Consider the following 25,107-nt stretch of genomic DNA (forward strand, 5'->3'; position numbering starts at 1 on the left):
GCGTCTGCAAAACTTTAAGAATCAACGAGAGGATTCACCATGTCTGTAATTAAGATGACCGATCTGGATCTGGCTGGTAAACGCGTTTTCATCCGTGCCGATCTGAACGTACCGGTTAAAGATGGCAAAGTGACCAGCGACGCGCGTATCCGTGCATCTCTGCCAACCATCGAGCTGGCTCTGAAGCAGGGCGCGAAAGTGATGGTCACCTCCCACCTGGGTCGTCCAACTGAAGGCGAGTACAACGAAGAGTTCTCTCTGCTGCCAGTGGTTAATTACCTGAAAGACAAACTGTCCAACCCGGTTCGCCTGGTGAAAGATTACCTGGACGGCGTTGACGTTGCAGCCGGTGAGCTGGTTGTGCTGGAAAACGTTCGCTTCAACAAAGGCGAGAAGAAAGACGACGAAACCCTGTCCAAAAAATACGCTGCACTGTGCGACGTATTCGTGATGGATGCATTCGGTACGGCTCACCGTGCTCAGGCGTCTACCCATGGTATCGGTAAATTCGCAGACGTAGCGTGTGCCGGTCCTCTGCTGGCTGACGAACTGGAAGCGCTGGGTAAAGCACTGAAAGAGCCTGCTCGTCCGATGGTCGCTATCGTTGGTGGTTCTAAAGTTTCTACCAAACTGACCGTTCTGGATTCTCTGTCTAAAATCGCTGACCAGCTGATCGTTGGCGGTGGTATCGCGAACACCTTCGTTGCCGCTCAGGGCCACAACGTCGGTAAATCCCTGTACGAAGCAGACCTGGTTGACGAAGCCAAACGCCTGCTGGGTACCTGTGATATCCCGGTTCCAACTGACGTTCGCGTCGCGACTGAGTTCTCCGAAACCGCAACCGCGACCCTGAAATCTGTAAACGACATCAAAGACGAAGAGCAGATTCTGGACCTGGGCGACGTTTCTGCACAGAAACTGGCTGAAATCCTCAAAAACGCAAAAACTATCCTGTGGAACGGTCCTGTTGGCGTGTTCGAATTCCCGAACTTCCGCAAAGGGACTGAAATCGTGGCTAACGCAATCGCAGACAGCGAAGCGTTCTCTATCGCAGGCGGTGGTGACACCCTGGCAGCAATCGACCTGTTCGGTATCGCTGACAAGATCTCCTACATCTCCACTGGTGGCGGCGCATTCCTCGAATTCGTGGAAGGCAAAGTACTGCCAGCAGTAGCAATGCTCGAAGAGCGCGCTAAGAAGTAAGCCATTCAAGGGCAGGGAAACCTGCCCAATTTTCAGCGCGCTTTTAAGAGCTCGCACCTTTTCTAACGGCCGAAGATACAGGACTAAGCAACATGTCTAAAATTTTTGATTTCGTAAAACCTGGCGTTATCACTGGTGATGACGTACAGAAAGTGTTCCAGGTAGCTAAAGAAAACAACTTCGCTCTGCCAGCAGTTAACTGCGTGGGTACCGACTCCATCAACGCCGTACTGGAAACTGCTGCTAAAGTTAAAGCACCGGTTATCGTTCAGTTCTCTAACGGCGGCGCTGCGTTCATCGCAGGTAAAGGCGTGAAAACTGACATTCCTCAGGGTGCTGCAATCTTGGGCGCTATCTCTGGTGCGCACCACGTTCACCAGATGGCTGAACACTACGGTGTTCCAGTTATCCTGCACACTGACCACTGCGCGAAGAAACTGCTGCCGTGGATCGACGGTCTGCTGGACGCGGGTGAAAAACACTTCGCGGCAACCGGTAAACCACTGTTCTCTTCTCACATGATCGACCTGTCTGAAGAGTCACTGCACGAAAACATCGAAATCTGCTCTAAGTACCTGGCGCGCATGGCCAAAATGGACATGACCCTGGAAATCGAACTGGGTTGCACCGGCGGTGAAGAAGACGGCGTGGACAACAGCCACATGGACGCTTCTGCACTGTACACCCAGCCAGAAGACGTTGATTACGCTTACACCGAGCTGAGCAAAATCAGCCCACGCTTCACCATTGCAGCGTCCTTCGGTAACGTACACGGCGTTTACAAACCAGGTAACGTGGTTCTGACCCCAACCATCCTGCGTGATTCTCAGGAATACGTTTCCAAGAAACACAACCTGCCGCACAACAGCCTGAACTTCGTCTTCCACGGCGGTTCCGGTTCTTCTGCTCAGGAAATCAAAGACTCCGTAAGCTACGGCGTTGTGAAAATGAACATCGACACCGACACCCAGTGGGCAACCTGGGACGGTATCCTGCAGTACTACAAAGCGAACGAAGCTTACCTGCAGGGCCAGCTGGGCAACCCGAAAGGCGAAGACCAGCCGAACAAGAAATACTACGATCCACGCGTATGGCTGCGCGCAGCGCAGACGTCCATGGTGACCCGTCTGGAGCAGGCTTTCAAAGAACTGAACGCGATCGACGTTCTGTAATTTGAGCTGCTAACAGCATCAGAAGGCCCGCAAATGCGGGCCTTTTTTTATGCTTTTTCAATACCCTGCCAGCCCTGTTTTTGTGATCTGTTTGGCAAAACCGGTGCTTTTTGTTTACCCTTTACTGACCTGCCTGTCTCCATGGGGGATGGATTTTGTGTTTTGGTTTAACAAAAGGAAGAATAAATGGAACAACTCGATGTTGTAGACAGCATCAATAACGCCGGTAACTGGCTGGTGCGCAACCAGGCCCTGCTGCTGAGCTATGCCGTGAACATCGTCGCGGCGATTGCCATCATCATCGTCGGGATGATCGTGGCGCGTATTGTCTCGAATACGGTTAACCGCGTAATGCTGGCCCGTCACATTGACGCCACGGTGGCAGACTTCCTCTCCGCACTGGTGCGCTACGGCATTATCGCCTTCACGCTGATTGCCGCGCTGGGCCGTGTGGGGGTGCAAACCGCCTCCGTCATTGCCGTTCTTGGCGCCGCCGGTCTGGCCATTGGTCTGGCACTGCAGGGCTCGCTTTCAAACCTGGCGGCAGGCGTGCTGCTGGTGACCTTCCGTCCGTTCCGCTCCGGCGAATACGTTGACCTTGGCGGCATTGCCGGAACCGTGCTGCAGGTGCAGATTTTCTCAACGACTATGCGTACCGTCGATGGCCGCATCGTGGTCGTGCCGAACGGGAAAATTATCGCGGGCAACATCATCAACTTCTCCCGTGAGCCGGTGCGTCGTAACGAACTGATTATCAGCGTGGCATACGACTCCGACATCGATCAGGTGAAGTCGCTGATTACCAACATCATTGCTTCTGACGATCGCATTCTGAAAGACAAAGAGCAGACGGTTCGCCTGAATGAACTCGGCGCTTCCTCCATTAACTTTGTGGTGCGTATCTGGAGCAAAAGCAGCGATCTGCAAAACGTGTACTGGGACGTGCTGGAACGCATTAAGCGCGACTTCGACGCCAACGGCATCAGTTTCCCGTATCCGCAGATGGACGTGAATCTTAAACGCGAGAAAGTCGCCGAGTAATCCCCCGACGTTGTAGGCCCGGTAAGCGCTAGCGCCACCGGGCTTTACCTTCATAAGCTCCGCTAATACCCAATTAATATTATCCATTTCATCTAATGTAGTTCGCGCAGTATAGTCAGCTTCCAGAACAACTCTGCGAGAAATCATCATGCTATCTTATTATTTTCAAGGGCTTGCCTTAGGTGCAGCCATGATCCTTCCCCTCGGCCCGCAAAATGCGTTCGTGATGAATCAGGGCATCCGCCGCCAGTACCCTCTGATGATTGCCCTGCTGTGCGCGGTAAGCGATTTGCTGCTGATCTGTGCCGGGATTTTTGGCGGCAGCGCGCTGCTGATGCAGTCTCCGTGGCTGCTGGCGCTGGTCACCTGGGGCGGCGTGGCGTTTCTGCTCTGGTACGGATTCGGCGCGCTGAAAACGGCAATGAGCAGCAACCTCGAACTGGCGAGCGCGGAGGTCATGAAGCAGGGGCGCTGGAAGATTATCGTCACCATGCTGGCGGTGACCTGGCTTAACCCGCATGTGTATCTCGACACCTTCGTCGTGCTGGGCAGCCTGGGCGGTCAACTGGACGTTGAGCCGAAACGCTGGTTTGCGCTCGGTACGGTCAGCGCCTCTTTCCTGTGGTTCTTCGGTCTCGCCATTCTGGCGGCATGGCTGGCGCCCCGCCTGCGTACGGCCAAAGCCCAGCGCATCATTAATACCCTGGTCGGCCTGGTGATGTGGTTTATCGCTTTCCAGCTGGCGAAAGAGGGGATTCATCATGTCCAGGAATTGTTCAACTAATCCTTGTCTTATGGACAACTGAATAAGACCCGCTAAGCTTGCTGGCATGCGCCCTGTTATTGGGGCACTCTTCGCAACATGGAGGAATGACAGTGAAGTTTAAAGTGATGGCCCTGGCGGCATTAGTGAGTTTCGGTGCGGTGTCGGTGCAGGCAAGCGAATTGCCGGATGGCCCGCACATCGTCACGTCAGGCACCGCAAGCGTGGACGCGATACCCGATGTTGCAACCCTGGCAATTGAGGTGAATGTGGCGGCGAAAGATGCAGCGACGGCCAAGAAGCAGGCTGACGATCGCGTTGCGCAATACCTCTCTTTCCTCGAGCAGAACGGTGTCGGTAAAAAAGATATCAACTCTGCGAACCTGCGTACTCAACCCGATTACGACTACCAGAATGGCAAAAGCATCCTGAAAGGCTACCGTGCGGTGCGTACCGTTGAAGTGACCGTGCGTCAGCTGGATAAGCTTAACTCGCTGCTGGACGGTGCGCTGAAGGCGGGCCTGAACGAGATCCGTTCCGTGTCGCTGGGCGTTGCGCAACCGGAGAAGTACAAAGACGAAGCGCGTAAAGCGGCGATTGATGATGCCATTCACCAGGCGGAACAGCTGGCTTCTGGCTTTAAGAGCAAGCTCGGTCCGGTTTACAGCGTGCGTTACCACGTCTCTAACTACCAGCCAAGCCCGATGGTTCGTATGATGAAGGCTGACGCAGCGCCGGTATCCGCTCAGGAAACTTACGAGCAGCCGACAATCCAGTTCGACGATCAGGTGGATGTGGTGTTCCAGCTTGAACCTGTTGCAGCACAGCCGAAACCGGCTCAGTAATCTGTAGGCCGGGTAAGGCGTGGCCGCCACCCGGCTTTTCTTTTTAATCCTGTCTCAATACCTTATGCCCGTACGCCAGCAGCGCGTCAGTGACGTTGCGCATCATGCGGCTTTCCGGCGCAAAACGGTGCCAGTAGAGCATCCGACGCTGATACAGCCCCGGCGTTAAGTCAATCAGCTCACCGCTTTTCAACTCTTTCTCAATCTGCAGGTGCGGGATCATGCAGCAGGTCGTGCCCTGGCGTGCAAGCTGCACGAAGGCTTCTGACGAGTTCACGATATGGCACGGCACGCTGCCCGGCGGCAGGTCGAAGTTTTGCTGCAGGAACGCCTGATGCATATCGTCCAGATGGTCGAAGGCCACGGCAGGGGCTTTCAGCAGCGCCGCGCGGGTAACGCCGTTGGGGAAGTAGCGTTCCGCAAAGGCTTTTGAACCCACAAACAGATAGTCCAGGGCGCCTAACTGATCGACAAGGCAGCTTGGCAGCGCCTGAGGCTGAATACTGACCGCCCCAACCACTTCACCGCGACGCAGGCGTTCCTGGGTGCGGGTTTCGTCTTCAACCTGCAAATTCAGACGGATAGGGGAGTCCGCGAGGACCGGCGCCAGGGCCGGCAGCAGCCAGGTTGCCAGACTGTCGGCGTTGACCGCCAGAGAGAGCAGCAGCGGCGTAGAGCCCGTTTGTTCGTCACCCAGCCACTCGTCTTCCAGCAGTTCAACCTGACGCAGCAGAGCGAGGAGCTTTTGCCCTTGCTCTGTTGGACGTGGCGGCACGGTACGCACCAGCAGCGGCTGGCCGAACATGTTTTCAAGCTGTTTGATACGCTGAGAGACGGCGGACTGCGTGATGCAAAGCTTTTGCGCCGCGCGCTCAAAGCCTCGTTCACGAATAACTGCATCAAGTGCCTGTAGTGTTCTGTAGTCCGGACGTTTCATTGCTCTGGCTGGCTCCTTAATTTTGCTTATTCTGCACTATGACACAATTTTCCCTTTGTGGCAGACGAATTCCATTCGACGTGTTCTATAATGCGCCCTGAGTTTTCACACCACAGGCAAAACGATCATGACGCAGGATGAACTGAAAAAAGCAGTAGGATGGGCCGCTCTCCAGTACGTACAGCCGGGTACCATTGTCGGTGTCGGTACGGGATCAACCGCGGCACACTTTATCGATGCGCTGGGCACGATGAAGGGGCAGATCGAGGGCGCGGTTTCCAGCTCTGATGCTTCCACGGAAAAGCTGAAAAGCCTCGGCATTACCGTTTTCGATCTTAACGAAGTGGATCGTCTGGGGATTTACGTTGATGGCGCGGATGAAATCAACGGCCACATGCAGATGATCAAAGGCGGCGGCGCGGCGCTGACGCGCGAAAAAATCATCGCCTCCGTTGCGGACAAGTTTATCTGCATCGCCGACGCCTCCAAGCAGGTGGACATTCTGGGTAATTTCCCGCTGCCGGTTGAAGTGATCCCGATGGCCCGCAGCGCGGTTGCCCGTCAGCTGGTCAAGCTGGGCGGTCGTCCGGAATATCGTCAGGGCGTAGTGACCGACAACGGCAACGTGATCCTCGACGTTCACGGTCTGGAAATTCTTGACGCGATTGCGCTGGAAAACGCCATCAACGGCATTCCAGGCGTAGTGACCGTAGGGCTATTCGCCAACCGTGGCGCGGATGTGGCGCTGATCGGCACCGCTGACGGCGTGAAAACCATCGTAAAATGATCTGACGGGGGGAGTCCTCCCCCCGCTAAAATATTTTTGAAACGCTAAATTCGGTGACTTGTGTCACGTTTTTATGCCTCTTTTGCCGATCCTTCCGCGTTTGTAAATTTCCATAGCATTTTCCTCTGCCATTTTGCGCTGTATGACTTTCCTTCAGCGTACTGACGCAAACGTTCATATTGCTGCAATAGTTTTTTTTGATATGTTGGCTACAGCGGATTTATATCCAGCACAACATCAGTTCAGACAAAAACAGGGTCGGGTAAATGGCAAAGGTATCACTGGAGAAAGACAAGATTAAATTCCTGCTGGTCGAGGGCGTGCATCAAAAAGCAATCGATAGCCTTCGTGCGGCAGGTTACACCAACATCGAATTTCACAAAGGCGCGCTTGATACCGAAGAGCTGAAAGCGTCCATCCGTGATGCCCACTTCATTGGCCTGCGATCCCGTACTCACCTGACTGAAGATGTGATTGCCGCGGCGGAAAAGCTGGTGGCTATCGGCTGCTTCTGCATCGGTACCAACCAGGTTGACCTGAATGCTGCTGCGAAACGCGGTATTCCTGTCTTCAACGCCCCGTTCTCTAACACCCGTTCCGTGGCGGAGCTGGTGATTGGCGAACTGCTGCTGCTCCTGCGCGGCATTCCGGAGGCTAACGCCAAAGCACACCGCGGCGTCTGGAACAAACTGGCTGCGGGCTCCTACGAAGCCCGTGGGAAAAAACTGGGTATCATCGGCTATGGCCACATCGGTACCCAACTGGGGATTCTGGCGGAATCTCTCGGTATGCATGTCTATTTTTACGATATCGAAAGCAAGCTGCCTTTAGGCAATGCCACCCAGGTTCAACACCTGTCTGACCTGCTGAACATGAGTGACGTGGTAAGCCTGCACGTGCCGGAAAATGCCTCCACCAAAAACATGATGGGCGCAGAAGAGCTGGCGCTGATGAAGCCGGGCTCACTGCTGATTAACGCCGCGCGCGGCACGGTGGTCGATATCCCTGCGCTGTGCGATGCGCTGAAGCGTAAACATCTGGCAGGGGCGGCCATCGACGTTTTCCCAACGGAGCCTGCCACCAACAGCGATCCGTTCACCTCTCCGCTGTGCGAGTTCGACAACGTGATCCTGACGCCGCACATCGGCGGTTCGACTCAGGAAGCGCAGGAGAACATCGGTCTGGAAGTGGCAGGTAAGCTGAGCAAATACTCCGACAATGGCTCGACGCTCTCCGCCGTTAACTTCCCGGAAGTGTCTCTGCCGCTGCACGGCGGTCGTCGTCTGCTGCATATTCACGAAAACCGTCCAGGCGTGCTGACTGCCATTAACCAGATCTTTGCTGAGCAGAGCGTCAACATCGCCGCGCAGTATCTGCAAACCAATTCGCAGATGGGCTATGTGGTCATTGATATCGAAGCGGATGAAGACGTTGCCGAGAAAGCGTTGCTGAGCATGAAGGCCATTCCGGGGACGATTCGCGCGCGTCTGCTTTACTGATGGTGCGGTCTGTGGTGTCGGGTGGCGCTGACGCTTACCCGACCTACAATGTTTGAGGATTTACGTATGCCGGGTAAGGCGCAGCCGCCACCCGGCTTTATGCTACCAAAGCCACGTTTTACTGGGCGTCACTACCGCCGGCAACGGCACATCCCATTTCTCCACCGGCAACGCCTCCACGCCCTGGCAATCATGCGCGTAGCCTACCGGCTGCAACCCATACTGCTGCCAGTTTTGCAGCGTCCGGTCGTAAAAACCGCCGCCCATACCTAAGCGCTGTCCCTGCTCATCAAACGCCACCAGCGGCGTAATCAGCACATCCAGCTGTGACAGCGGCAGCACGTCGCGCACATCGAGTTTCGGCTCGGTGATTTTCAGACGATTCACCACCAGCTCGCTGTGCGGGTGATAGTGCAAAAAAAGCAGATTGCCTTCGCTGAACGGGTGCAGCACCGGCAGGTATACCTTCTTCCCGGCGCGCCAGAGTTGCTCTATCAGCGGTTGGGTGTCCAGCTCGCCGTCAAACGACAGAAACAGGGCAACCGTGCGTGCCATCACGACAGGGGGATACGCCATCATACGGGCGGCGGCCTGCTGGGCAAAATGCGCTTGCTGTTCTGGGGTTAACGCACGACGGCGTTGACGAATGAGCTGACGAATGTCCTGGCGTGAAGCTGAAACTTCAGGGAATTGAGTCATGGTAGTCGGTAGAAGAAAAGAGAGGGAATCTCCGAGATGCCGCCGCAGGCTGTAACCCTTGAACCCTTGGTTCAAGGTGAATGTGTCGTCATAGTTTTAAGGCTTCTCGGACGGACCGAGCATGCTCACCAACCATGGAGCGCCACATTCTTGTGGTATGAAATATCGGCTCAGGGGACTGGCCCGCTTGCGAACATCTCAGAGAAATTTTGTCTTCACAGTTACTCTACCATAGTCAACTGAGAAGTGTTATTCAAACTTGGGTCCCGGTCTTTCGGGATTGCGACCTTGATCAAGCAATGCTTGTTCTATGGTCTGCTGGAGCATTTTTATGCGCTGCTCCATGCTTGCCGCGTAGTCGCGGGTCTTCGCTTTTTCCTGAGTCAGTTCATAGCTGATGTTCAACGCGGCGATGAAAACCAGCTGCTCAGTATTTGTGACTCTAGTGCGTTCTTTTAGATCTTGCAACCGCTGATTCAAATCGTCCGCAGCCTGATTCAAAGCATCCCTTTGTTCAGGCGGACAATTCACTCGCAGTGAACGGCCAAAAATCTGGAGATCGACGGGTTGTGCAGACATGCCACCTTCCTGCTGATTGACTGCGCTGCCTTCGCTTACTGCCCCGGGGGCTGCGAAGGGGCGACACTATAGCTACCCTGATGTGAAGATACAAGCCCTTTTCTGGTATCACCAGGGTCCAAAGTGGTAGCATATCATGAAACTTCCCCCCAATGATGACGAATGCGCATGTCTATACAGAACGAAATGCCTGGTTACAAGGATTTAAACCAGTTACTGAACCAGCAGGGAGTCGGTTTAACCCCTGCCGAAATGCACGGTCTGATCAGTGGCATGCTGTGCGGCGGAAACAGCGACAGCTCCTGGCAGCCGCTGATCCACGACCTCACGAATGAAGGGCTGGCGTTTGGTCACGAGCTGGCGGAAGCGCTGCGTAAAATGCACGCCGCCATCAGCGATTCGCTGGAAGACGATGGCTTCCTTTTTCAGCTTTATCTGCCTGACGGCGACGACGTCAGCGTGTTCGATCGCGCCGATGCGCTGGCCGGCTGGGTAAACCACTATCTGCTGGGGCTGGGCGTCACGCAGCCTAAACTGGATAAAGTGACCGGCGAAGCGGGTGAGGCGATCGACGACCTGCGCAACATTGCCCAGCTTGGCTACGATGAAGACGAAGACCAGGAAGAGCTGGAAATGTCTCTCGAAGAGATCATCGAGTACGTGCGCGTGGCGGCACTGCTGTGCCACGACAACTTTACGCGCTCACAGCCGACCGCACCGGAAGTTCGTAAGCCAACCTTACATTAAGAATAATAACGCACAGGAGGGTGTCATGGTTATCTCGAGTCAAGAGTATTCGCGCCGCCGTCAGTCGCTGCTGGCGAAAATGCAGCCGGGCAGCGCCGCGCTAATTTTTGCCGCGCCCGAAGTGACGCGCAGCGCCGACAGCGAATATCCCTATCGCCAGAGCAGCGATTTCTGGTACTTCACCGGCTTTAACGAGCCGGAAGCGGTACTGGTGCTGATTAAAAGCAATGACACCCACAACCACAGCGTGATTTTCAACCGCGTGCGCGACCTGACGGCCGAAATCTGGTTTGGCCGCCGCCTGGGCCAGGAGGCCGCGCCGGCGAAGCTGGGCGTTGACCGGGCGCTGGCGTTTAGCGAAATCAACCAGCAGCTCTACCAGCTGCTTAACGGCCTCGACGTGCTCTATCACGCGCAGGGCGAATATGCCTACGCCGATGAGATTGTCTTCACCGCGCTGGATAAGCTGCGCAAAGGCTCGCGCCAGAACCTGTCCGCACCGGCCACGCTGACGGACTGGCGTCCGGTGGTGCATGAGATGCGCCTGTTCAAGTCTGAGGAAGAGCTAAATGTGATGCGCCGCGCGGGCGAAATCAGCGCGCTGGCACACACCCGCGCTATGGAGAAATGCCGTCCCGGGATGTTCGAATACCAGCTGGAAGGCGAAATTCACCACGAATTTAACCGCCACGGCGCGCGCTATCCCTCCTACAACACCATTGTCGGCGGCGGCGAAAACGGCTGCATTCTGCACTACACCGAAAACGAAAGTGCGCTGCGCGACGGCGATCTGGTGCTGATTGACGCCGGTTGCGAATATCAGGGCTATGCGGGGGACATCACCCGTACCTTCCCGGTGAACGGTAAATTCTCGCCGGCACAGCGCGCGATTTACGACATTGTTCTCGAATCCCTTGAGACAGCGCTCAAACTGTATCGTCCGGGGACTTCCATGCAGGAAGTGACCGGCGAAGTGGTGCGCATCATGATTACCGGTCTGGTCAGGCTCGGGATCCTGAAAGGGGATGTCGACACCCTGATTGCTGAAAATGCGCACCGACCGTATTTCATGCACGGCCTGAGCCACTGGCTGGGGCTGGACGTGCATGACGTTGGCGCATACGGCACCGACCGTTCGCGCGTGCTGGAGCCGGGCATGGTGTTAACCGTGGAGCCGGGTCTCTACATCGCGCCGGATGCCGACGTGCCAGAAGAATACCGCGGGATTGGCATTCGTATTGAAGACGACATCGTGATCACCGAAACCGGTAACGAAAACCTGACCGCCAGCGTCGTGAAAAACGCTGACGATATCGAGGCGCTGATGGCAGCGGCGCGCGCATGAGCGTGATTATCGTGGGCGGCGGCATGACCGGGGCCACGCTGGCGCTGGCCATTTCGCATATGACGCAGGGCCAGCTTCCGGTGCACCTGGTAGAAGCCGTTGCGCCAGAGGCGTCGAACCACCCCGGTTTTGATGCCCGCGCCATTGCGCTGGCGCAGGGCACCTGCCAGCAGCTTTCCCTCATTGGGATCTGGCAGGCGATTGCCGACCGTGCTACGGCGATCGGGACCGTTCACGTCAGCGATCGCGGACATGCAGGCTTTGTCACGCTGGACGCGCAGGATTACCGGATTGATGCCCTGGGTCAGGTTGTTGAGCTACACGATGTGGGCTTACGTCTGTTCCGCCTGCTCCAGGACGCGCCGGGCGTCACGCTGCATTGCCCCGCGCGCGTGGCCAGCGTGAGCCGAAGCGAAGCGTCGGTCAGCGTGACGCTGGAAAACGGCACCGTCCTTGAAGGTCAGCTTCTGGTCGCTGCGGACGGTTCGCGCTCGTCGCTCGGTACCCAGTGCGGCGTGGAGTGGCGCCAGCAGCCTTACGGCCAGGTGGCGGTCATTGCGAACGTCGCTACCGCAGCTGACCACAACGGCAGGGCCTTTGAGCGCTTTACGCAGCATGGCCCGCTGGCGATGCTGCCGATGTCGGACGGGCGCTGTTCCCTGGTCTGGTGTCACCCGCAGGATAAGGCGGAAGAGGTTAAGGCCTGGTCCGACGAACGTTTTTGTACCGAGCTGCAGAAAGCCTTTGGCTGGCGGCTGGGGCGTATTACCCATGCCGGCAAGCGGACGGTCTACCCGCTTTCGCTGACCACGGCGTCTCAGTCTGTCTCCCATCGTCTGGCGCTTGTCGGTAACGCTGCGCAGACGCTGCACCCCATCGCGGGGCAAGGTTTCAACCTTGGCTTACGCGATGTCATGAGCCTGGCCGAATCTCTGGCGCAGGCGTGGGGCGAGCAAAAAGACTGTGGGGCCTATTCGGTGCTGAGTCATTACCAGAAGCGCCGACAGGCGGATAAAGAGGCCACCATCGGTGTGACCGATGGTCTGGTTCATCTTTTTGCCAATCGCTGGGCACCGCTGGTTGCGGGTCGCAACCTTGGGCTGATGGCGATGGAATTATTCATTCCGGCACGTGACGTGCTGGCGCAGCGGACCCTGGGTTGGGTCGCGCGTTAAGGAGTTATCACCGTGCAAAATGTTGATGTCGCCATCGTTGGCGGCGGAATGGTTGGACTGGCATTGGCCTGCGGATTACAGGGCAGCGGCCTGCGCGTGGCGGTGCTGGAGCAAAAGCAGCCTCAGCCCGTTGCACCGGATGCGCCGCCGGAACTCCGCGTCTCGGCGATCAATGCGGCCAGCGAAAAGCTGCTGACGCACCTTGGCGTCTGGGCAGATATTGTGGCGCACCGCGCCAGCTGCTATCACGGCATGGAAGTGTGGGATAAAGACAGCTTTGGTCATATTGCTTTTGATGATGAAAGCATGGGCTATAGCCATCTGGGGCACATCGTTGAAAACGCGGTGATCCACCACGCGCTCTGGCAGAAAGCACAGCAGTGCAGCGACGTGACGCTGATTGCGCCTGCGCAGATCCAGCAGGTGGCGTGGGGCGAAAACGAGGCGTTTATCACCCTGCAGAGTGGCGACATGCTGACCGCGCGTCTGGTGGTCGGTGCTGACGGTGCCAACTCCTGGCTGCGTAATAAAGCCGATATCCCGCTGACGTACTGGGATTACCGCCATCATGCTCTGGTCGCGACGATCCGTACCGAAGAGCCGCACGGCGGCGTGGCGCGCCAGATTTTCCACAACGATGGCATACTGGCGTTCCTGCCGCTTGCCGATCCGCACCTGTGCTCAATTGTCTGGTCCCTGGTGCCGGAAAAAGCCCAGCAGATGCATGAGGCGACGCCGGAGGCCTTTAACCAGGCGCTGTGCGTGGCCTTTGATAACCGCCTTGGCCTGTGCACGCTTGAAAGCGAGCGTCAGGTGTTCCCGTTAACCGGCCGCTACGCGCGTCAGTTTGCGGCGCACCGTCTGGCGCTGGTGGGGGATGCAGCGCATACCATTCATCCGCTGGCCGGACAGGGCGTCAACCTTGGTTTTATGGACGCGGCGGAGCTGGTTGAGGAGCTGCGTCGCCTGCATCGTGAAGGCAAAGATATCGGCCAGCATCTCTACCTGCGTCGCTACGAGCGCAGCCGCAAGCACAGCGCGGCAATGATGCTGGCGGGCATGCAGGGCTTCCGCGAGCTGTTTGCCGGGTCAAATCCGGCGAAGAAATTGCTGCGCGACATCGGCCTCAAGCTTGCTGACACCCTTCCGGGTGTTAAACCTCAACTCCTCCGTCAGGCGATGGGTCTTAACGACCTGCCGGACTGGCTACGTTAAAATACACGTCATCCTTCAAGCTGCCTCTGCGTTGGCCGCGTCTGCTCACCCCAGTCACTTACTTATGTAAGCTCCTGGGGACTCTCAGACTTGCCGCCTTGATGCAACTTGAATGATTTTGTGTATTGACCCCTGTCACACTTTCTTTTCCCGGCCTCTGCGCCGGGGAAATTCCCTCGTTTGAAATATTCTAATTTCACGTCATTTTTCGCATTAGATAATCTAATGTCGTGTTTTTCTCGTTACGGAAATTCGGCCCGTTTTTCCGCACGAAATATCACCATGTGCTAAATCCTGTTAGATCATTGTTAATTTTGTGCGGGGTTAATCGCATTTTTCCAGTGGATAACTCTGTAGGCTTTTCAGCGTTTTTTGGTCATAAGCTAATGTGATGACCTGTTTTGCCTTATGGTTAACCGCCGTTTTCGGTGGTAAGTTCAGGTAAAAGAGAACGTTTGCGTCGGTGCCCGAACGCGGGGCCGATACCGGGTTTCACGGTGAATTTTTCAACGAGGACAAGATGGCTCAACAGACTCCTTTGTACGAACAACACGTGTTATGCGGCGCCCGCATGGTGGACTTCCATGGCTGGATGATGCCGCTGCACTACGGCTCGCAGATTGATGAGCACCACGCGGTGCGCACCGATGCCGGTATGTTCGACGTATCCCATATGACGATTGTCGATCTGCGCGGTAGCCGCACCCGGGAGTTTTTGCGTTATCTGCTGGCAAACGACGTCGCCAAACTGAAGACGCCGGGTAAAGCGCTCTATACCGGCATGCTGAATGCCTCGGGCGGCGTGATTGATGACCTTATCGTCTACTACTTCACCGAAGATTTCTTCCGCCTCGTTGTAAACTCCGCCACCCGCGAAAAAGACCTCTCCTGGATCACCCAACACGCCGAACCGTATGCCATCGACATCACCGTCCGTGATGACCTGTCGCTGATCGCCGTGCAGGGGCCTAACGCGCAGGCGAAAGCCGCGTCTCTGTTCAACGATGAGCAACGTAAAGCCACCGAAGGCATGAAGCCGTTCTTCGGCGTGCAGGCGGGCGATCTGTTTATCGCCACCACCGGCTACACCGGTGAAGCGGGCTACGAAATTGCGATGCCGAACGAAAAGGCCGCTGATTTCTGGCGTGCGCTGGTGGAAGCGGGCGTGAAGCCTGCGGGCCTGGGCGCGCGCGATACGCTGCGTCTGGAAGCGGGCATGAACCTCTACGGTCAGGAGATGGACGAAGGCGTCTCTCCGCTGGCCGCCAACATGGGCTGGACCATCGCGTGGGAACCGGCTGACCGTGACTTTATTGGCCGTGAAGCGCTGGAGATGCAGCGCGAGAAGGGCACCGAACAGCTGGTTGGCCTGGTGATGAAGGAAAAAGGCGTACTGCGCGGCGAACTGCCTGTACGTTTTACCGATGCTGACGGCAATCCTCGCGAAGGCGTGATCACCAGCGGAACCTTCTCACCGACGCTGGGCTACAGTATTGCACTGGCACGCGTGCCGGCGGGCATTGGCGAAACGGCGGTGGTGCAAATCCGCAACCGCGAAATGCCGGTCAACGTGACCAAACCGATTTTTGTTCGCGCCGGTAAGCCGGTCGCCTAACTATTTTTATCAGGAGAACTTCAATGAGCAATGTGCCAGCAGAACTGAAATACAGCAAAGAACACGAGTGGCTGCGTAAAGAGGCGGACGGCACTTACACCGTCGGGATCACCGAGCACGCGCAGGAGCTGCTGGGCGACATGGTGTTTGTTGACCTGCCTGACGTGGGCGCGACCGTTAGCGCGGGCGACGACTGCGCCGTAGCGGAGTCCGTAAAAGCGGCATCCGATATCTACGCGCCGGTAAGCGGCGAGATTGTCGCCGTCAACGACGCGCTGAGCGACTCCCCGGAGCTGGTCAACAGCGAGCCTTATGAAGGCGGCTGGATCTTCAAGATCAAAGCCAGCGACGAATCCCAGGTTGCCGCGCTGCTGGATGCGACCGCATACGAAGCACTACTGGAAGACGAATAACGTTGTGCCGGATGGCGCTGCGCTTATCCGGCCTGGAGATCAACGTAGGCCCGGTAAGCGTTAGCGCCACCGGGCAACAGCGTTACAGATAACTACGATTCACTGCACGTTTCAGGAACCATCGCTCATGACACAGACTTTAAGCCAGCTTGAAAACCGTGGCGCCTTCATTGAACGTCACATTGGGCCGGATGCTCAGCAACAGCAGGAGATGCTGAAGACGGTTGGCGCGGATTCATTAAACGCACTGATCGGCCAGATTGTGCCAAAAGACATCCAGCTAGCCACGCCGCCTCAGGTGGGGGAAGCCACCACGGAGTTCGCCGCGCTGGCGGAGCTGAAGGCTATCGCCGGCCTGAACAAGCGCTATAAGTCTTACATTGGCATGGGCTACACCAACGTGCAGTTGCCGCCGGTGATCCTGCGCAACATGCTGGAAAACCCGGGCTGGTACACCGCCTATACGCCGTATCAGCCAGAAGTGTCCCAGGGTCGTCTGGAAGCGCTGCTGAACTTCCAGCAGGTAACGCTGGATCTGACCGGTATGGATATCGCCTCCGCGTCTCTGCTGGATGAAGCGACCGCCGCCGCCGAAGCGATGGCGATGGCGAAGCGCGTGAGCAAGCTGAAAAATGCCAACCGCTTCTTCGTGGCGGCGGACGTGCATCCGCAGACGCTGGACGTGGTGCGCACCCGTGCGGAAACCTTCGGCTTTGACGTGATCGTCGATGACGCTGACAAAGTGCTGGATCACCAGGACGTCTTCGGCGTGCTGCTGCAGCAGGTGGGCTCCACCGGCGAAGTGCACGACTACGGCGCGCTGATTGCCGAGCTGAAATCCCGCAAGGTGGTTGTCAGCGTTGCCGCCGATTTTATGGCGCTGGTGCTGCTGACGGCACCGGGCAAACAGGGCGCGGATATCGTATTCGGCTCAGCACAGCGCTTCGGCGTACCGATGGGCTACGGCGGCCCGCACGCGGCGTTCTTCGGCGCGAAAGATGAATTCAAACGTTCCATGCCTGGCCGTATTATCGGCGTCTCCAAAGACGCTGCCGGTAATACCGCGCTGCGCATGGCGATGCAGACCCGCGAGCAGCATATCCGCCGCGAGAAAGCGAACTCCAACATCTGTACCTCACAGGTGCTGCTGGCTAACATCGCCAGCCTGTACGCCGTGTTCCACGGCCCGGCAGGCCTGAAACGCATTGCCAGCCGCATTCACCGCCTGGCCGATATCCTGGCCTGCGGACTGCAGCAAAAAGGTCTTAAGCTGCGCCATGCCCACTACTTCGATACCCTGTGCGTGGACGTGGCGGACAAAGCCGCCGTGCTGGCGCGTGCGGACGCGGCAAAGATCAACCTGCGCAGCGACATCCACAACGCCGTCGGCATTACGCTGGATGAAAGCACCACCCGCGACGATATCCTGAACCTGTTCAGCGTGCTGCTGGGTGACGCGCACGGTCTGGACATTGACGCACTCGACAAAGAAGTTGCGCTCGACAGCCGCTCCATTCAGGACAGCATGCTGCGTAACGACGCCATCCTGACGCACCCGGTCTTCAATCGCTACCACAGCGAGACCGAGATGATGCGTTACATGCACTCTCTGGAGCGCAAGGATCTGGCGCTGAACCAGGCGATGATCCCGCTGGGATCCTGCACCATGAAGCTGAACGCCGCGGCAGAGATGATCCCGATCACCTGGCCTGAATTCTCCGAGCTGCACCCGTTCTGCCCGCCGGAGCAGGCGGAAGGTTATCACGTGATGATTAACCAGCTTTCCGACTGGCTGGTGAAGCTGACCGGTTACGACGCGCTCTGCATGCAGCCGAACTCCGGCGCGCAGGGTGAATATGCCGGCCTGCTGGCGATCCGTCACTATCACGAAAGCCGTAACGAAGGCCATCGCGATATCTGCCTGATCCCAAGCTCCGCCCACGGCACCAACCCGGCCTCAGCCCAGATGGCGGGCATGGAAGTCGTGGTGGTCGCGTGCGATAAGAACGGCAACATCGACCTGGCTGACCTGCGCGCGAAAGCCGAACAGGCGGGCGACAAGCTCTCCTGCATCATGGTGACCTATCCGTCCACCCACGGGGTGTACGAAGAGACCATCCGTGAAGTGTGCGAAGTGGTGCACCAGTTCGGCGGTCAGGTATACCTCGATGGCGCGAACATGAACGCGCAGGTGGGCATTACCTCTCCGGGCTTTATCGGCGCGGACGTGTCGCACCTTAACCTGCACAAAACCTTCTGCATCCCGCACGGCGGTGGCGGCCCGGGCATGGGCCCAATCGGCGTGAAAGCGCACCTGGCACCGTTTGTCCCAGGCCACAGCGTTGTGCAGATCGAAGGCATGCTGACCCGTCAGGGCGCGGTCTCTGCGGCACCGTTCGGTAGCGCCTCTATCCTGCCAATCAGCTGGATGTACATCCGCATGATGGGCGCGGAAGGGCTGAAGCAGGCGAGCCAGGTGGCCATTCTGAACGCCAACTATATTGCGACGCGCCTGAAGTCTGCCTTCCCGGTGCTCTATACCGGCCGCGACGGTCGCGTGGCGCACGAGTGCATCCTCGATATCCGTCCGCTGAAAGAGCAGACCGGCATTAGCGAGCTGGACATTGCCAAGCGTCTGATCGACTACGGCTTCCACGCGCCTACCATGTCGTTCCCGGTTGCGGGCACGCTGATGGTGGAGCCAACAGAGTCCGAAAGTAAAGCCGAGCTGGACCGCTTTATCGAAGCGATGCTGGCCATCCGCATGGAAATTGACCGCGTGCAGGACGGCGAGTGGACGCTGGAAGATAACCCGCTGGTCAACGCTCCGCACACCCAGCACGAGCTGGTGGCCGAGTGGAACCACGGCTATTCCCGCGAGCTGGCCGTCTTCCCGGCAGGCGTGGAGAACAAATACTGGCCGACCGTGAAGCGTCTTGATGATGTCTACGGCGACCGTAACCTGTTCTGCTCCTGCGTGCCGATGAGCGAATACCAGTAACAATGCTGATGTAGTAACGTAGGCCGGGTAAGGCGAAGCCGCCACCCGGCTTTTTTATTGGGAGAAGAAAATGGGCATTGCACTTGTGACCGGCGCCAGCCGGGGCATTGGGAAGGCCACTGCGCTGCAGCTGGCCCGCGAAGGCTACACCGTGGCGGTGAACTATCATCACAACATTAAGGCCGCAACGGACGTGATCAACCAGATTGTTGAGGCGGGCGGTAAAGCCTTTGCCGTTCGGGCAGACATCAGTGATGAAGCTCAGGTGCTGGCGATGTTTGACAGCCTCGATCGTGAAGGCGAGCCGCTGACCGCGCTGGTCAATAATGCGGGGATTCTGTTTGAGCAATCCACCATCGAGAATCTCTCCGCCGAGCGCATTAACCGCGTCCTGGCGACCAACGTCACGGGCTACTTTCTCTGCTGCCGGGAAGCGGTAAAACGCATGTCCTTCAAACATGGCGGCAAGGGCGGGGCGATAGTGAATGTCTCTTCCGCGGCGTCCCGCCTGGGCGCGCCGGGTGAATATGTGGATTACGCCGCGTCCAAGGGGGCGGTGGATTCGCTGACAACCGGGCTGTCGCTGGAGGTGGCGGCGCAGGGCATTCGCGTCAACTGCGTCCGTCCGGGCCTGATCTATACCGATATTCATGCTTCCGGCGGAGAACCGGGGCGAGTGGATCGCGTGAAAGCGTTACTGCCGATGCAGCGCGGCGGCCAGCCGGAAGAGGTCGCCCAGGCGATTGTCTGGCTGCTGAGCGAAAAGGCGTCGTACGTGACGGGGAGTTTTATTGAGTTAGCGGGCGGGAAATAAGCCCGGTAAGCGCAGCGCCACCGGGCAAAAAAATTACAGCGCCTCGCCGTTGCTGGCAATCACGCCTTTATACCATTCGAAGCTCTTCTTACGGGAACGCGACATGTCGCCCGTGCCGTCGTCGTGCTTGTTCACGTAGATAAAGCCATAGCGCTTGCTGTACTGGCCGGTGGTGAACGACACGCAGTCGATACAGCCCCATGGCGTATAGCCCATCAGATCCACGCCATCGTGGGTGACGGCTTTGATCATCTCCTCCACGTGGGCACGCAGGTAGTCGATGCGATAGTCATCGTCGATGCTGCCGTCTTCTTCCACCTTGTCGTAGGCACCGAAGCCGTTTTCAACGATAAACAGCGGCTTCTGGTAACGCTCGTACAGTTCGCACAGGGAATAGCGCAGGCCCACCGGGTCAATCTGCCAGCCCCAGTCGGACGCCTTCACGTGCGGGTTCGGCACGCTGCCTTCGAAACCGGAAATGGCATCGCCGGTGCCGCCTTCCGCCTTCACCGCGTTGGTCATGTAGTAGCTGAAGCCCAGGTAGTCGCAGGTGCCTTCGCGCAGGATCTGCTCGTCACCCGCTTCCATTTTGATGGAGAACCCGCGGCGCTCCCATTCGTTCAGCACGTAGGAGGGGTAGTAGCCGCGCAGCTGGACGTCGGTAAAGACGTAGCGCTCGCGCATGGACTCCTGGGCGAACATCACGTCTTCCGGTTTGCAGGAGAACGGATAGAGCGCCACCATCGCCAGCATGCAGCCGACTTTCATCTCCGGGTTGATGCGGCGCGCGGCTTTCACCGCCAGGGCGCTGGCCACAAACTGGTGGTGCAGGACCTGGTACATGGTCTCTTCCGGATTTTCATGTTCCGTATAGACCACGCCCGAGCAGCAGTAGCCGAACAGCGGGGCGCGCCAGTTGCGCTGGTTGTTGATTTCGTTGAAGGTCATCCAGTATTTGACCTTGTTTTTGTAGCGCTCGAAGACCACTTCCGCGAAGCGCACAAAGAAATCGACCACTTTACGGTTGGTCCAGCTGCCGTACTCCTTCACCAGGTGCAGCGGCATTTCGAAGTGGGAGAGGGTGATCACCGGTTCGATGTTGTATTTCAGCAGCTCATCGAACATGTCGTCGTAGAACTTAAGCCCTTCTTCGTTTGGCTGCGTTTCGTCACCGTTCGGGAAGATACGCGTCCAGGCAATCGAGGTGCGGAAACACTTGAAGCCCATCTCGGCAAACAGCTTGATGTCTTCTTTGTAATGGCCATGGAAATCAATCGCTTCATGGTTGGGATAGTATTTTCCCGGCACCACGTCCTGCGTGATTTCGCGCGGCACGCCGTGTGCGCCGCCGGTTAATACGTCGCAAATGCTTGGCCCTTTGCCGCCTTTGTTCCAGCCGCCTTCAACCTGGTGAGCGGCAACCGCGCCACCCCATAAAAAATCTTTTGGTAAGGTCAATTTTTTCATCGCTGCTATTCTCAATAAATGGCTTATTGGCATCGAGTCTAGCAAAGCGAAATTAAATGTCACGATATAACAAATTGGGCATAATGTGATTTGTCACATCAAAAAAACAGGATGTTTTATTCTGCAAGTTTCTTCGCCAGCTTACGGCCGAGAGATTCCAGAATATAGATGACGGGAATTTGCGTGGTGATATCGTAGACGCCTGCAATACGCGTCTGGGGAACGTGCCAGGAGAGATTAAAGTCCGCCAGTTTTGCGAGGCGCGAGTGCTCGTGGCTGGTAATGGAGAGCACCTTGCAGTGATGCAGGCTAAACTGGCTGGCGAAGCGCAGGATCTCCTCGGTCTCACCCGAGACGGAGAGCACAATCGCCAGCGCATTTTTCGCCATGTCATTGGTGACCGGGAAATAAGGGTCATCAATATGGTTACTGAATTTTCCGATATTAGAAAAGAAACGTGCGCCATATTTTGCCAGCGAGCCTGATGTCCCTGCGCCGACAAATATAATGCGTTCCGACGATAAAATAATATCGACCGCACTATCTAATAACGCGTCGAACTCTTCATTATTTACGCTTTTAAAGAAGCTGATTATTTCGCTGGCGCCGAAATTCGCCTGCTGGGGCTCGTTTTGTTCAAGATAAAGCTTAAAGCGAACGCGAAACTCCGAGTAGCCTTCGCAGTTAAGCTTGCGGCAAAAGCGCAGGATGGTGGTCGTCGAGACACCCGCCGCATCCGCCAGCTCGCGGATGGTCATGTACATGACTTTGTCACGGTTTTTAATGACATAGTTATAAACCATCATCTCCAGGTTATTGAGACTGGCAATGGCGGAGTGGGTGAACATACTCACAGTGGCATAACTCTTATTCAGACCTGATGTATTCATCATAACATGGGGCCTGACGACAGGATCCATTTTTATGCTCTTGATTCTTAATGGTTAAATTTTAACGTGAACAAATGTTAGGTGAAAAATTTATTTATGCCTATGATTTATAGTCATAAATTCTGAAGTGAAATTATTTTAGCTAACAGGTGTTCACTGGAATCATTCTCAGTTAGCATAGTGATGCGATGAATAATCATCTTTTGTTTTCCCGGAGTTTTGTATGGTGAGTAGACCATTAATCGCACAGGGATATTCGCTGGCTGAGGAAATAGCCAACAGCATCAGCCACGGCATTGGCCTGGTGTTTGGGATTGTCGGTTTAGTGTTATTGCTGGTGCAGGCGGTAGACGCCAATGCCAGCGCGATGGCGATTACCAGCTACAGCCTCTATGGCGGGAGCATGATCCTGCTGTTTCTGGCCTCGACGCTGTATCACGCGATCCCGCATCAGCGGGCCAAGATGTGGCTCAAGAAATTTGACCACTGCGCTATCTATCTTCTCATTGCAGGTACCTACACGCCGTTTCTGCTGGTGGGGCTCAACTCACCGCTGTCGCGCGGGCTGATGATCGTTATCTGGAGCCTGGCGCTGCTCGGGATCCTGTTTAAGCTCACCATCGCGCACCGGTTTAAGGTGCTGTCGCTGGTCACCTATCTGACCATGGGCTGGCTGTCGCTGATCGTGGTGTACCAGCTGGCAATCAAACTGTCGATTGGGGGCGTAACGCTGCTTGCCTTAGGCGGCGTGGTGTACTCGCTCGGCGTCATTTTCTACGTCTGCAAGCGCATTCCCTACAACCATGCCATCTGGCACGGCTTCGTGCTGGGCGGCAGCGTGTGCCACTTTTTGGCGATTTATTTGTACGTGGGGCAGGCGTAGTTTTTTGTCGGGTGGCGGCTTCGTCTTACCCGACCTACGGGATAAGTAGGCCCGGTAAGCGCAACGCCGCCGGGCGATACAGCATCACTCTTCCAGAGAATACGGCAGCGGCTCGATGCTCAGTGTGTTCGCATCGTCACGCACGCGGAACACGCTGTCGGCTTCCATGTCGTTGTTCATGACGGCTTGAACCAAAAGACGTCCATCATCCAGCTGTACGGCGGCTAATACGGTGCCGGTACGGCGCCAGTTTTCACCCATCTTCAGCTCTAAATCTTCACCCGCTTCAGGGACGCGGCTGGCATGTCCCGCCAGCGTCCACAGCGCGCGTTTGTTTGCCCCGCGGAATTTCGCACGCGCGACCATCTCCTGGCCGGTGTAGCAGCCTTTTTTAAAGCTGATGCCGCCCAGCGCCTGTAAGTTCGTTGCCTGAGGAATAAACTGCGCGCTGTTTGCAGCGTCAATGATCGGCAGACCCGCTTCGATGTTCAGCGCCAGCCACTGCTGGCTGTTGTTAAGCTGCGCTTCGCCGCGCAGCGCTTCGGTCACGCGTTCGGCAGTTGCCGCATCCGTGACTAACAGGAAACGCTCCGCCGGGTGTTCAAACCACAGGATTGAGGTGGCGCCTTCGCTGACGAGCGGCTTTTCGGCATCCGGCAGTTCGCTGAACAGGTTTTTCAGCGCCGCACGCGCCTGGAAGCCGGCCACACCCAGCAGGACATGTTCGTCGTCTGCGGCAATGGTGACTTTGGAAAAGACCGCGTATTTTTTCAGCTCTTTGAGCTGGGCGTCTCGCAGGCTGCGGCGCTCAATAAAGGCAAAGCCGTCCTGACGGCGGAACAGACGCAGGTTGCTCCACATTTTGCCTTTTGGGTCGCAATGGGCGGCCAGCAGGTGCTGGTGTTCGGTCATCTGGCTGACGTCGGCGGTCACCTGGCCCTGCAGATATTTTTCGGCGTCGGCACCGGTGAGCGTTGCCAGCGCCCAGTCATCAAGAGAAATAAGCGTCAGCGGCAGACGCGCAGAGGCGGCGGGCTGGCGAGGAGAAAATGGTGTAAAGGCCATAACGATATCCTGAATTGCTTAACGCTTTGATAATGCCTAATGGTAAAAGAGCCTGCAGGCAATGCAAGCGCTTTCAACAGGCCATTTGTGCCATAAATCGGTTCTGCGTAGCGCCAAGCAAAATAGTGTAATCCGCTGTGTTTGTAGGGATTATTCTGGAAGCCTGCTCGTTGATCGCAATATTCCAGTAATGAAACGGTCAAAAACACGTTACACTAGCTGGTGTCCCCGTAGAGAAATAAAGAACACCGAATGGGGTACCGACTGTGCCAAACGTAATGCAGGAAACTGAACATGGATATTAACAACAAGGCCCGTATTCACTGGGCGTGCCGTCGCGGCATGCGTGAACTTGATATTTCCATCATGCCTTTCTTCGAATATGAGTATGACACCTTAAGCGACGATGATAAGCGTCTGTTTGTTCGCCTGCTTGAGTCTGACGATCCGGATTTATTCAACTGGCTGATGAACCACGGCAAACCCGCCGACACCGAGTTGCAACGGATGGTGCAATTAATTCAAACACGGAATCGGGAACGTGGTCCTGTGGCAATCTGATCTTCGCGTCTCGTGGCGCTCGCAGTGGATGTCTTTATTGCTCCACGGCCTGGTTGCGGCCTTTGTGTTACTGATGCCGTGGCCGCTGAGCTATACGCCGCTGTGGCTGCTGCTACTTTCGTTTGTCGTTTTTGACAGCGTACGCAGCCAGCGTCGCATTAATGCCCGTCAGGGAGAGATTAAATTACTGATGGATTCCCGCCTGCGCTGGCAGGGTAAAGAGTGGGATATTCTCGGTATGCCCTGGATGCTCAACTGCGGCATGATGTTACGGTTACGCAAGGTGGACGGCGGGCGTTGCCAGCATCTGTGGCTGGCGGCTGACAGTATGGATGCTGCCGAATGGCGAGACCTGCGCCGGATGCTGTTGCAACAGACGACGCAGGGGTAG

24 protein-coding genes and 1 other RNA gene are annotated in these 25,107 nt (G+C 56.6%); 18 read left to right on the top strand and 7 right to left on the bottom strand.

All coding sequences use genetic code 11. The features are described from left to right. The first annotated feature begins 39 nt into the window (after positions 1 to 39). The 5 genes from pgk (at position 40) to C6A40_RS06520 (ending at position 5,024) form a co-directional block, all read left to right on the top strand. Positions 40 to 1,203: a phosphoglycerate kinase gene (gene pgk / locus C6A40_RS06500; RefSeq protein WP_008499732.1), complete on the top strand. Its 1,164-nt coding sequence runs from the start codon at positions 40 to 42 to the stop codon at positions 1,201 to 1,203. Between the two features lie 92 nt (positions 1,204 to 1,295). Then, positions 1,296 to 2,375 (top strand): class II fructose-bisphosphate aldolase, encoded by a 1,080-nt coding sequence (fbaA, locus tag C6A40_RS06505; protein ID WP_008499731.1) that lies wholly within the window; start codon positions 1,296 to 1,298, stop codon positions 2,373 to 2,375. 186 nt (positions 2,376 to 2,561) lie between these two features. After that, positions 2,562 to 3,416: a small-conductance mechanosensitive channel MscS gene (mscS, locus tag C6A40_RS06510; RefSeq protein ID WP_045335228.1), complete on the top strand. Its 855-nt coding sequence runs from the start codon at positions 2,562 to 2,564 to the stop codon at positions 3,414 to 3,416. Positions 3,417 to 3,564: 148 nt separating this feature from the next. Next, the gene (gene argO, locus C6A40_RS06515) at positions 3,565 to 4,200 is read left to right on the top strand and encodes an arginine exporter ArgO (RefSeq protein ID WP_045335229.1); all 636 of its coding nucleotides are present in this window, start codon (positions 3,565 to 3,567) and stop codon (positions 4,198 to 4,200) included. Positions 4,201 to 4,292: 92 nt separating this feature from the next. Beyond that, a complete protein-coding gene (locus tag C6A40_RS06520; protein ID WP_045335230.1) occupies positions 4,293 to 5,024 on the top strand; it encodes an oxidative stress defense protein in 732 nt (243 codons plus the stop codon). 43 nt (positions 5,025 to 5,067) lie between these two features. Here the strand turns inward: C6A40_RS06520 and argP are convergent, their stop codons facing one another. Next, a complete protein-coding gene (gene argP, locus C6A40_RS06525) occupies positions 5,068 to 5,961 on the bottom strand; it encodes a DNA-binding transcriptional regulator ArgP (RefSeq protein ID WP_008499727.1) in 894 nt (297 codons plus the stop codon). A 127-nt stretch (positions 5,962 to 6,088) separates the two neighbouring features. On the opposite strand from argP, the gene rpiA reads away from it, so the two are divergent. Beyond that, complete coding sequence (gene rpiA / locus C6A40_RS06530; RefSeq protein WP_003860091.1) at positions 6,089 to 6,748, top strand: ribose-5-phosphate isomerase RpiA; 660 nt, start codon at positions 6,089 to 6,091, stop codon at positions 6,746 to 6,748. Positions 6,749 to 7,014: 266 nt separating this feature from the next. Beyond that, complete coding sequence (gene serA, locus C6A40_RS06540; protein WP_045335232.1) at positions 7,015 to 8,247, top strand: phosphoglycerate dehydrogenase; 1,233 nt, start codon at positions 7,015 to 7,017, stop codon at positions 8,245 to 8,247. Between the two features lie 102 nt (positions 8,248 to 8,349). Here the strand turns inward: serA and C6A40_RS06545 are convergent, their stop codons facing one another. From C6A40_RS06545 to zapA, 3 genes are all read right to left on the bottom strand, one after another. Beyond that, the gene (locus C6A40_RS06545; protein WP_021242061.1) at positions 8,350 to 8,946 is read right to left on the bottom strand and encodes a 5-formyltetrahydrofolate cyclo-ligase; all 597 of its coding nucleotides are present in this window, start codon (positions 8,944 to 8,946) and stop codon (positions 8,350 to 8,352) included. Between the two features lie 24 nt (positions 8,947 to 8,970). Continuing rightward, positions 8,971 to 9,154, bottom strand: a non-coding RNA gene (gene ssrS, locus C6A40_RS06550) — 6S RNA. Between the two features lie 41 nt (positions 9,155 to 9,195). Continuing rightward, positions 9,196 to 9,525 (bottom strand): cell division protein ZapA, encoded by a 330-nt coding sequence (gene zapA / locus C6A40_RS06555; protein WP_006811891.1) that lies wholly within the window; start codon positions 9,523 to 9,525, stop codon positions 9,196 to 9,198. Between the two features lie 168 nt (positions 9,526 to 9,693). Here zapA and C6A40_RS06565 point away from each other — a divergent pair, with 168 nt between their 5' ends. From C6A40_RS06565 to C6A40_RS06600, 8 genes are all read left to right on the top strand, one after another. After that, on the top strand, positions 9,694 to 10,272 hold the full coding sequence (locus tag C6A40_RS06565; protein ID WP_025912457.1) for a YecA/YgfB family protein: 579 nt from the start codon (positions 9,694 to 9,696) through the stop codon (positions 10,270 to 10,272). Between the two features lie 31 nt (positions 10,273 to 10,303). Further along, the gene (gene pepP, locus C6A40_RS06570) at positions 10,304 to 11,617 is read left to right on the top strand and encodes a Xaa-Pro aminopeptidase (RefSeq protein WP_102135196.1); all 1,314 of its coding nucleotides are present in this window, start codon (positions 10,304 to 10,306) and stop codon (positions 11,615 to 11,617) included. Continuing rightward, positions 11,614 to 12,792: a 2-octaprenyl-6-methoxyphenyl hydroxylase gene (gene ubiH, locus C6A40_RS06575; protein WP_045335234.1), complete on the top strand. Its 1,179-nt coding sequence runs from the start codon at positions 11,614 to 11,616 to the stop codon at positions 12,790 to 12,792. Before pepP ends, ubiH begins: the two co-directional genes overlap by 4 nt. A 12-nt stretch (positions 12,793 to 12,804) precedes the next feature. Further along, a complete protein-coding gene (ubiI, locus tag C6A40_RS06580; protein ID WP_058657783.1) occupies positions 12,805 to 14,007 on the top strand; it encodes an FAD-dependent 2-octaprenylphenol hydroxylase in 1,203 nt (400 codons plus the stop codon). A gap of 520 nt (positions 14,008 to 14,527) precedes the next feature. Further along, on the top strand, positions 14,528 to 15,622 hold the full coding sequence (gcvT, locus tag C6A40_RS06585) for a glycine cleavage system aminomethyltransferase GcvT (protein ID WP_008499719.1): 1,095 nt from the start codon (positions 14,528 to 14,530) through the stop codon (positions 15,620 to 15,622). 23 nt (positions 15,623 to 15,645) lie between these two features. After that, entirely contained in the window at positions 15,646 to 16,035 is a 390-nt protein-coding gene (gene gcvH, locus C6A40_RS06590) for a glycine cleavage system protein GcvH (protein WP_045335237.1), read from the top strand. Positions 16,036 to 16,162: 127 nt separating this feature from the next. After that, complete coding sequence (gcvP, locus tag C6A40_RS06595) at positions 16,163 to 19,036, top strand: aminomethyl-transferring glycine dehydrogenase (RefSeq protein WP_045335238.1); 2,874 nt, start codon at positions 16,163 to 16,165, stop codon at positions 19,034 to 19,036. A gap of 70 nt (positions 19,037 to 19,106) precedes the next feature. Continuing rightward, positions 19,107 to 19,850, top strand: coding sequence for an SDR family oxidoreductase (locus C6A40_RS06600; RefSeq protein WP_021242055.1), 744 nt, complete (start codon positions 19,107 to 19,109; stop codon positions 19,848 to 19,850). Positions 19,851 to 19,883: 33 nt separating this feature from the next. Here the strand turns inward: C6A40_RS06600 and C6A40_RS06605 are convergent, their stop codons facing one another. Next, positions 19,884 to 21,317, bottom strand: a complete 1,434-nt coding sequence (locus C6A40_RS06605) for a 6-phospho-beta-glucosidase (RefSeq protein WP_044597684.1) — start codon at positions 21,315 to 21,317, stop codon at positions 19,884 to 19,886. A 116-nt stretch (positions 21,318 to 21,433) separates the two neighbouring features. Next, positions 21,434 to 22,165 carry a MurR/RpiR family transcriptional regulator gene (locus C6A40_RS06610; protein ID WP_021242053.1) on the bottom strand — a complete coding sequence of 244 codons (732 nt, stop codon included), beginning with the start codon at positions 22,163 to 22,165 and terminating at the stop codon, positions 21,434 to 21,436. Positions 22,166 to 22,430: 265 nt separating this feature from the next. Here C6A40_RS06610 and trhA point away from each other — a divergent pair, with 265 nt between their 5' ends. After that, positions 22,431 to 23,090 (top strand): PAQR family membrane homeostasis protein TrhA, encoded by a 660-nt coding sequence (gene trhA / locus C6A40_RS06615; RefSeq protein ID WP_045335239.1) that lies wholly within the window; start codon positions 22,431 to 22,433, stop codon positions 23,088 to 23,090. An 84-nt stretch (positions 23,091 to 23,174) separates the two neighbouring features. On the opposite strand, the gene ygfZ is transcribed toward trhA, so the two are convergent. After that, positions 23,175 to 24,155 (bottom strand): tRNA-modifying protein YgfZ, encoded by a 981-nt coding sequence (gene ygfZ / locus C6A40_RS06620; RefSeq protein WP_045335240.1) that lies wholly within the window; start codon positions 24,153 to 24,155, stop codon positions 23,175 to 23,177. 294 nt (positions 24,156 to 24,449) lie between these two features. Here ygfZ and sdhE point away from each other — a divergent pair, with 294 nt between their 5' ends. After that, positions 24,450 to 24,716, top strand: coding sequence for an FAD assembly factor SdhE (gene sdhE / locus C6A40_RS06625; RefSeq protein WP_006178375.1), 267 nt, complete (start codon positions 24,450 to 24,452; stop codon positions 24,714 to 24,716). After that, positions 24,697 to 25,107 carry a protein YgfX gene (locus C6A40_RS06630; RefSeq protein ID WP_021242050.1) on the top strand — a complete coding sequence of 137 codons (411 nt, stop codon included), beginning with the start codon at positions 24,697 to 24,699 and terminating at the stop codon, positions 25,105 to 25,107. Before sdhE ends, C6A40_RS06630 begins: the two co-directional genes overlap by 20 nt.

Source organism: Enterobacter sp. GER_MD16_1505_Eko_090, from assembly GCF_003331015.1.
GTDB classification, from domain to species: domain Bacteria; phylum Pseudomonadota; class Gammaproteobacteria; order Enterobacterales; family Enterobacteriaceae; genus Enterobacter; species Enterobacter roggenkampii.

Excerpts from the sequence above, each read along its gene's own strand:
- C6A40_RS06605 (WP_044597684.1), bottom strand. The coding sequence starts at position 21,317 with ATGAAAAAATTGACCTTACCAAAAGATTTTTTATGGGGTGGCGCGGTT.
- mscS (WP_045335228.1), top strand. The coding sequence starts at position 2,562 with ATGGAACAACTCGATGTTGTAGACAGCATCAATAACGCCGGTAACTGG.
- C6A40_RS06610 (WP_021242053.1), bottom strand. The coding sequence starts at position 22,165 with ATGTTCACCCACTCCGCCATTGCCAGTCTCAATAACCTGGAGATGATG.
- C6A40_RS06600 (WP_021242055.1), top strand. The coding sequence starts at position 19,107 with ATGGGCATTGCACTTGTGACCGGCGCCAGCCGGGGCATTGGGAAGGCC.
- sdhE (WP_006178375.1), top strand. The coding sequence starts at position 24,450 with ATGGATATTAACAACAAGGCCCGTATTCACTGGGCGTGCCGTCGCGGC.
- trhA (WP_045335239.1), top strand. The coding sequence starts at position 22,431 with ATGGTGAGTAGACCATTAATCGCACAGGGATATTCGCTGGCTGAGGAA.
- rpiA (WP_003860091.1), top strand. The coding sequence starts at position 6,089 with ATGACGCAGGATGAACTGAAAAAAGCAGTAGGATGGGCCGCTCTCCAG.
- serA (WP_045335232.1), top strand. The coding sequence starts at position 7,015 with ATGGCAAAGGTATCACTGGAGAAAGACAAGATTAAATTCCTGCTGGTC.
- fbaA (WP_008499731.1), top strand. The coding sequence starts at position 1,296 with ATGTCTAAAATTTTTGATTTCGTAAAACCTGGCGTTATCACTGGTGAT.
- pgk (WP_008499732.1), top strand. The coding sequence starts at position 40 with ATGTCTGTAATTAAGATGACCGATCTGGATCTGGCTGGTAAACGCGTT.
- gcvH (WP_045335237.1), top strand. The coding sequence starts at position 15,646 with ATGAGCAATGTGCCAGCAGAACTGAAATACAGCAAAGAACACGAGTGG.
- ubiH (WP_045335234.1), top strand. The coding sequence starts at position 11,614 with ATGAGCGTGATTATCGTGGGCGGCGGCATGACCGGGGCCACGCTGGCG.
- zapA (WP_006811891.1), bottom strand. The coding sequence starts at position 9,525 with ATGTCTGCACAACCCGTCGATCTCCAGATTTTTGGCCGTTCACTGCGA.
- ygfZ (WP_045335240.1), bottom strand. The coding sequence starts at position 24,155 with ATGGCCTTTACACCATTTTCTCCTCGCCAGCCCGCCGCCTCTGCGCGT.
- argP (WP_008499727.1), bottom strand. The coding sequence starts at position 5,961 with ATGAAACGTCCGGACTACAGAACACTACAGGCACTTGATGCAGTTATT.
- C6A40_RS06545 (WP_021242061.1), bottom strand. The coding sequence starts at position 8,946 with ATGACTCAATTCCCTGAAGTTTCAGCTTCACGCCAGGACATTCGTCAG.
- argO (WP_045335229.1), top strand. The coding sequence starts at position 3,565 with ATGCTATCTTATTATTTTCAAGGGCTTGCCTTAGGTGCAGCCATGATC.
- gcvP (WP_045335238.1), top strand. The coding sequence starts at position 16,163 with ATGACACAGACTTTAAGCCAGCTTGAAAACCGTGGCGCCTTCATTGAA.
- C6A40_RS06565 (WP_025912457.1), top strand. The coding sequence starts at position 9,694 with ATGTCTATACAGAACGAAATGCCTGGTTACAAGGATTTAAACCAGTTA.
- gcvT (WP_008499719.1), top strand. The coding sequence starts at position 14,528 with ATGGCTCAACAGACTCCTTTGTACGAACAACACGTGTTATGCGGCGCC.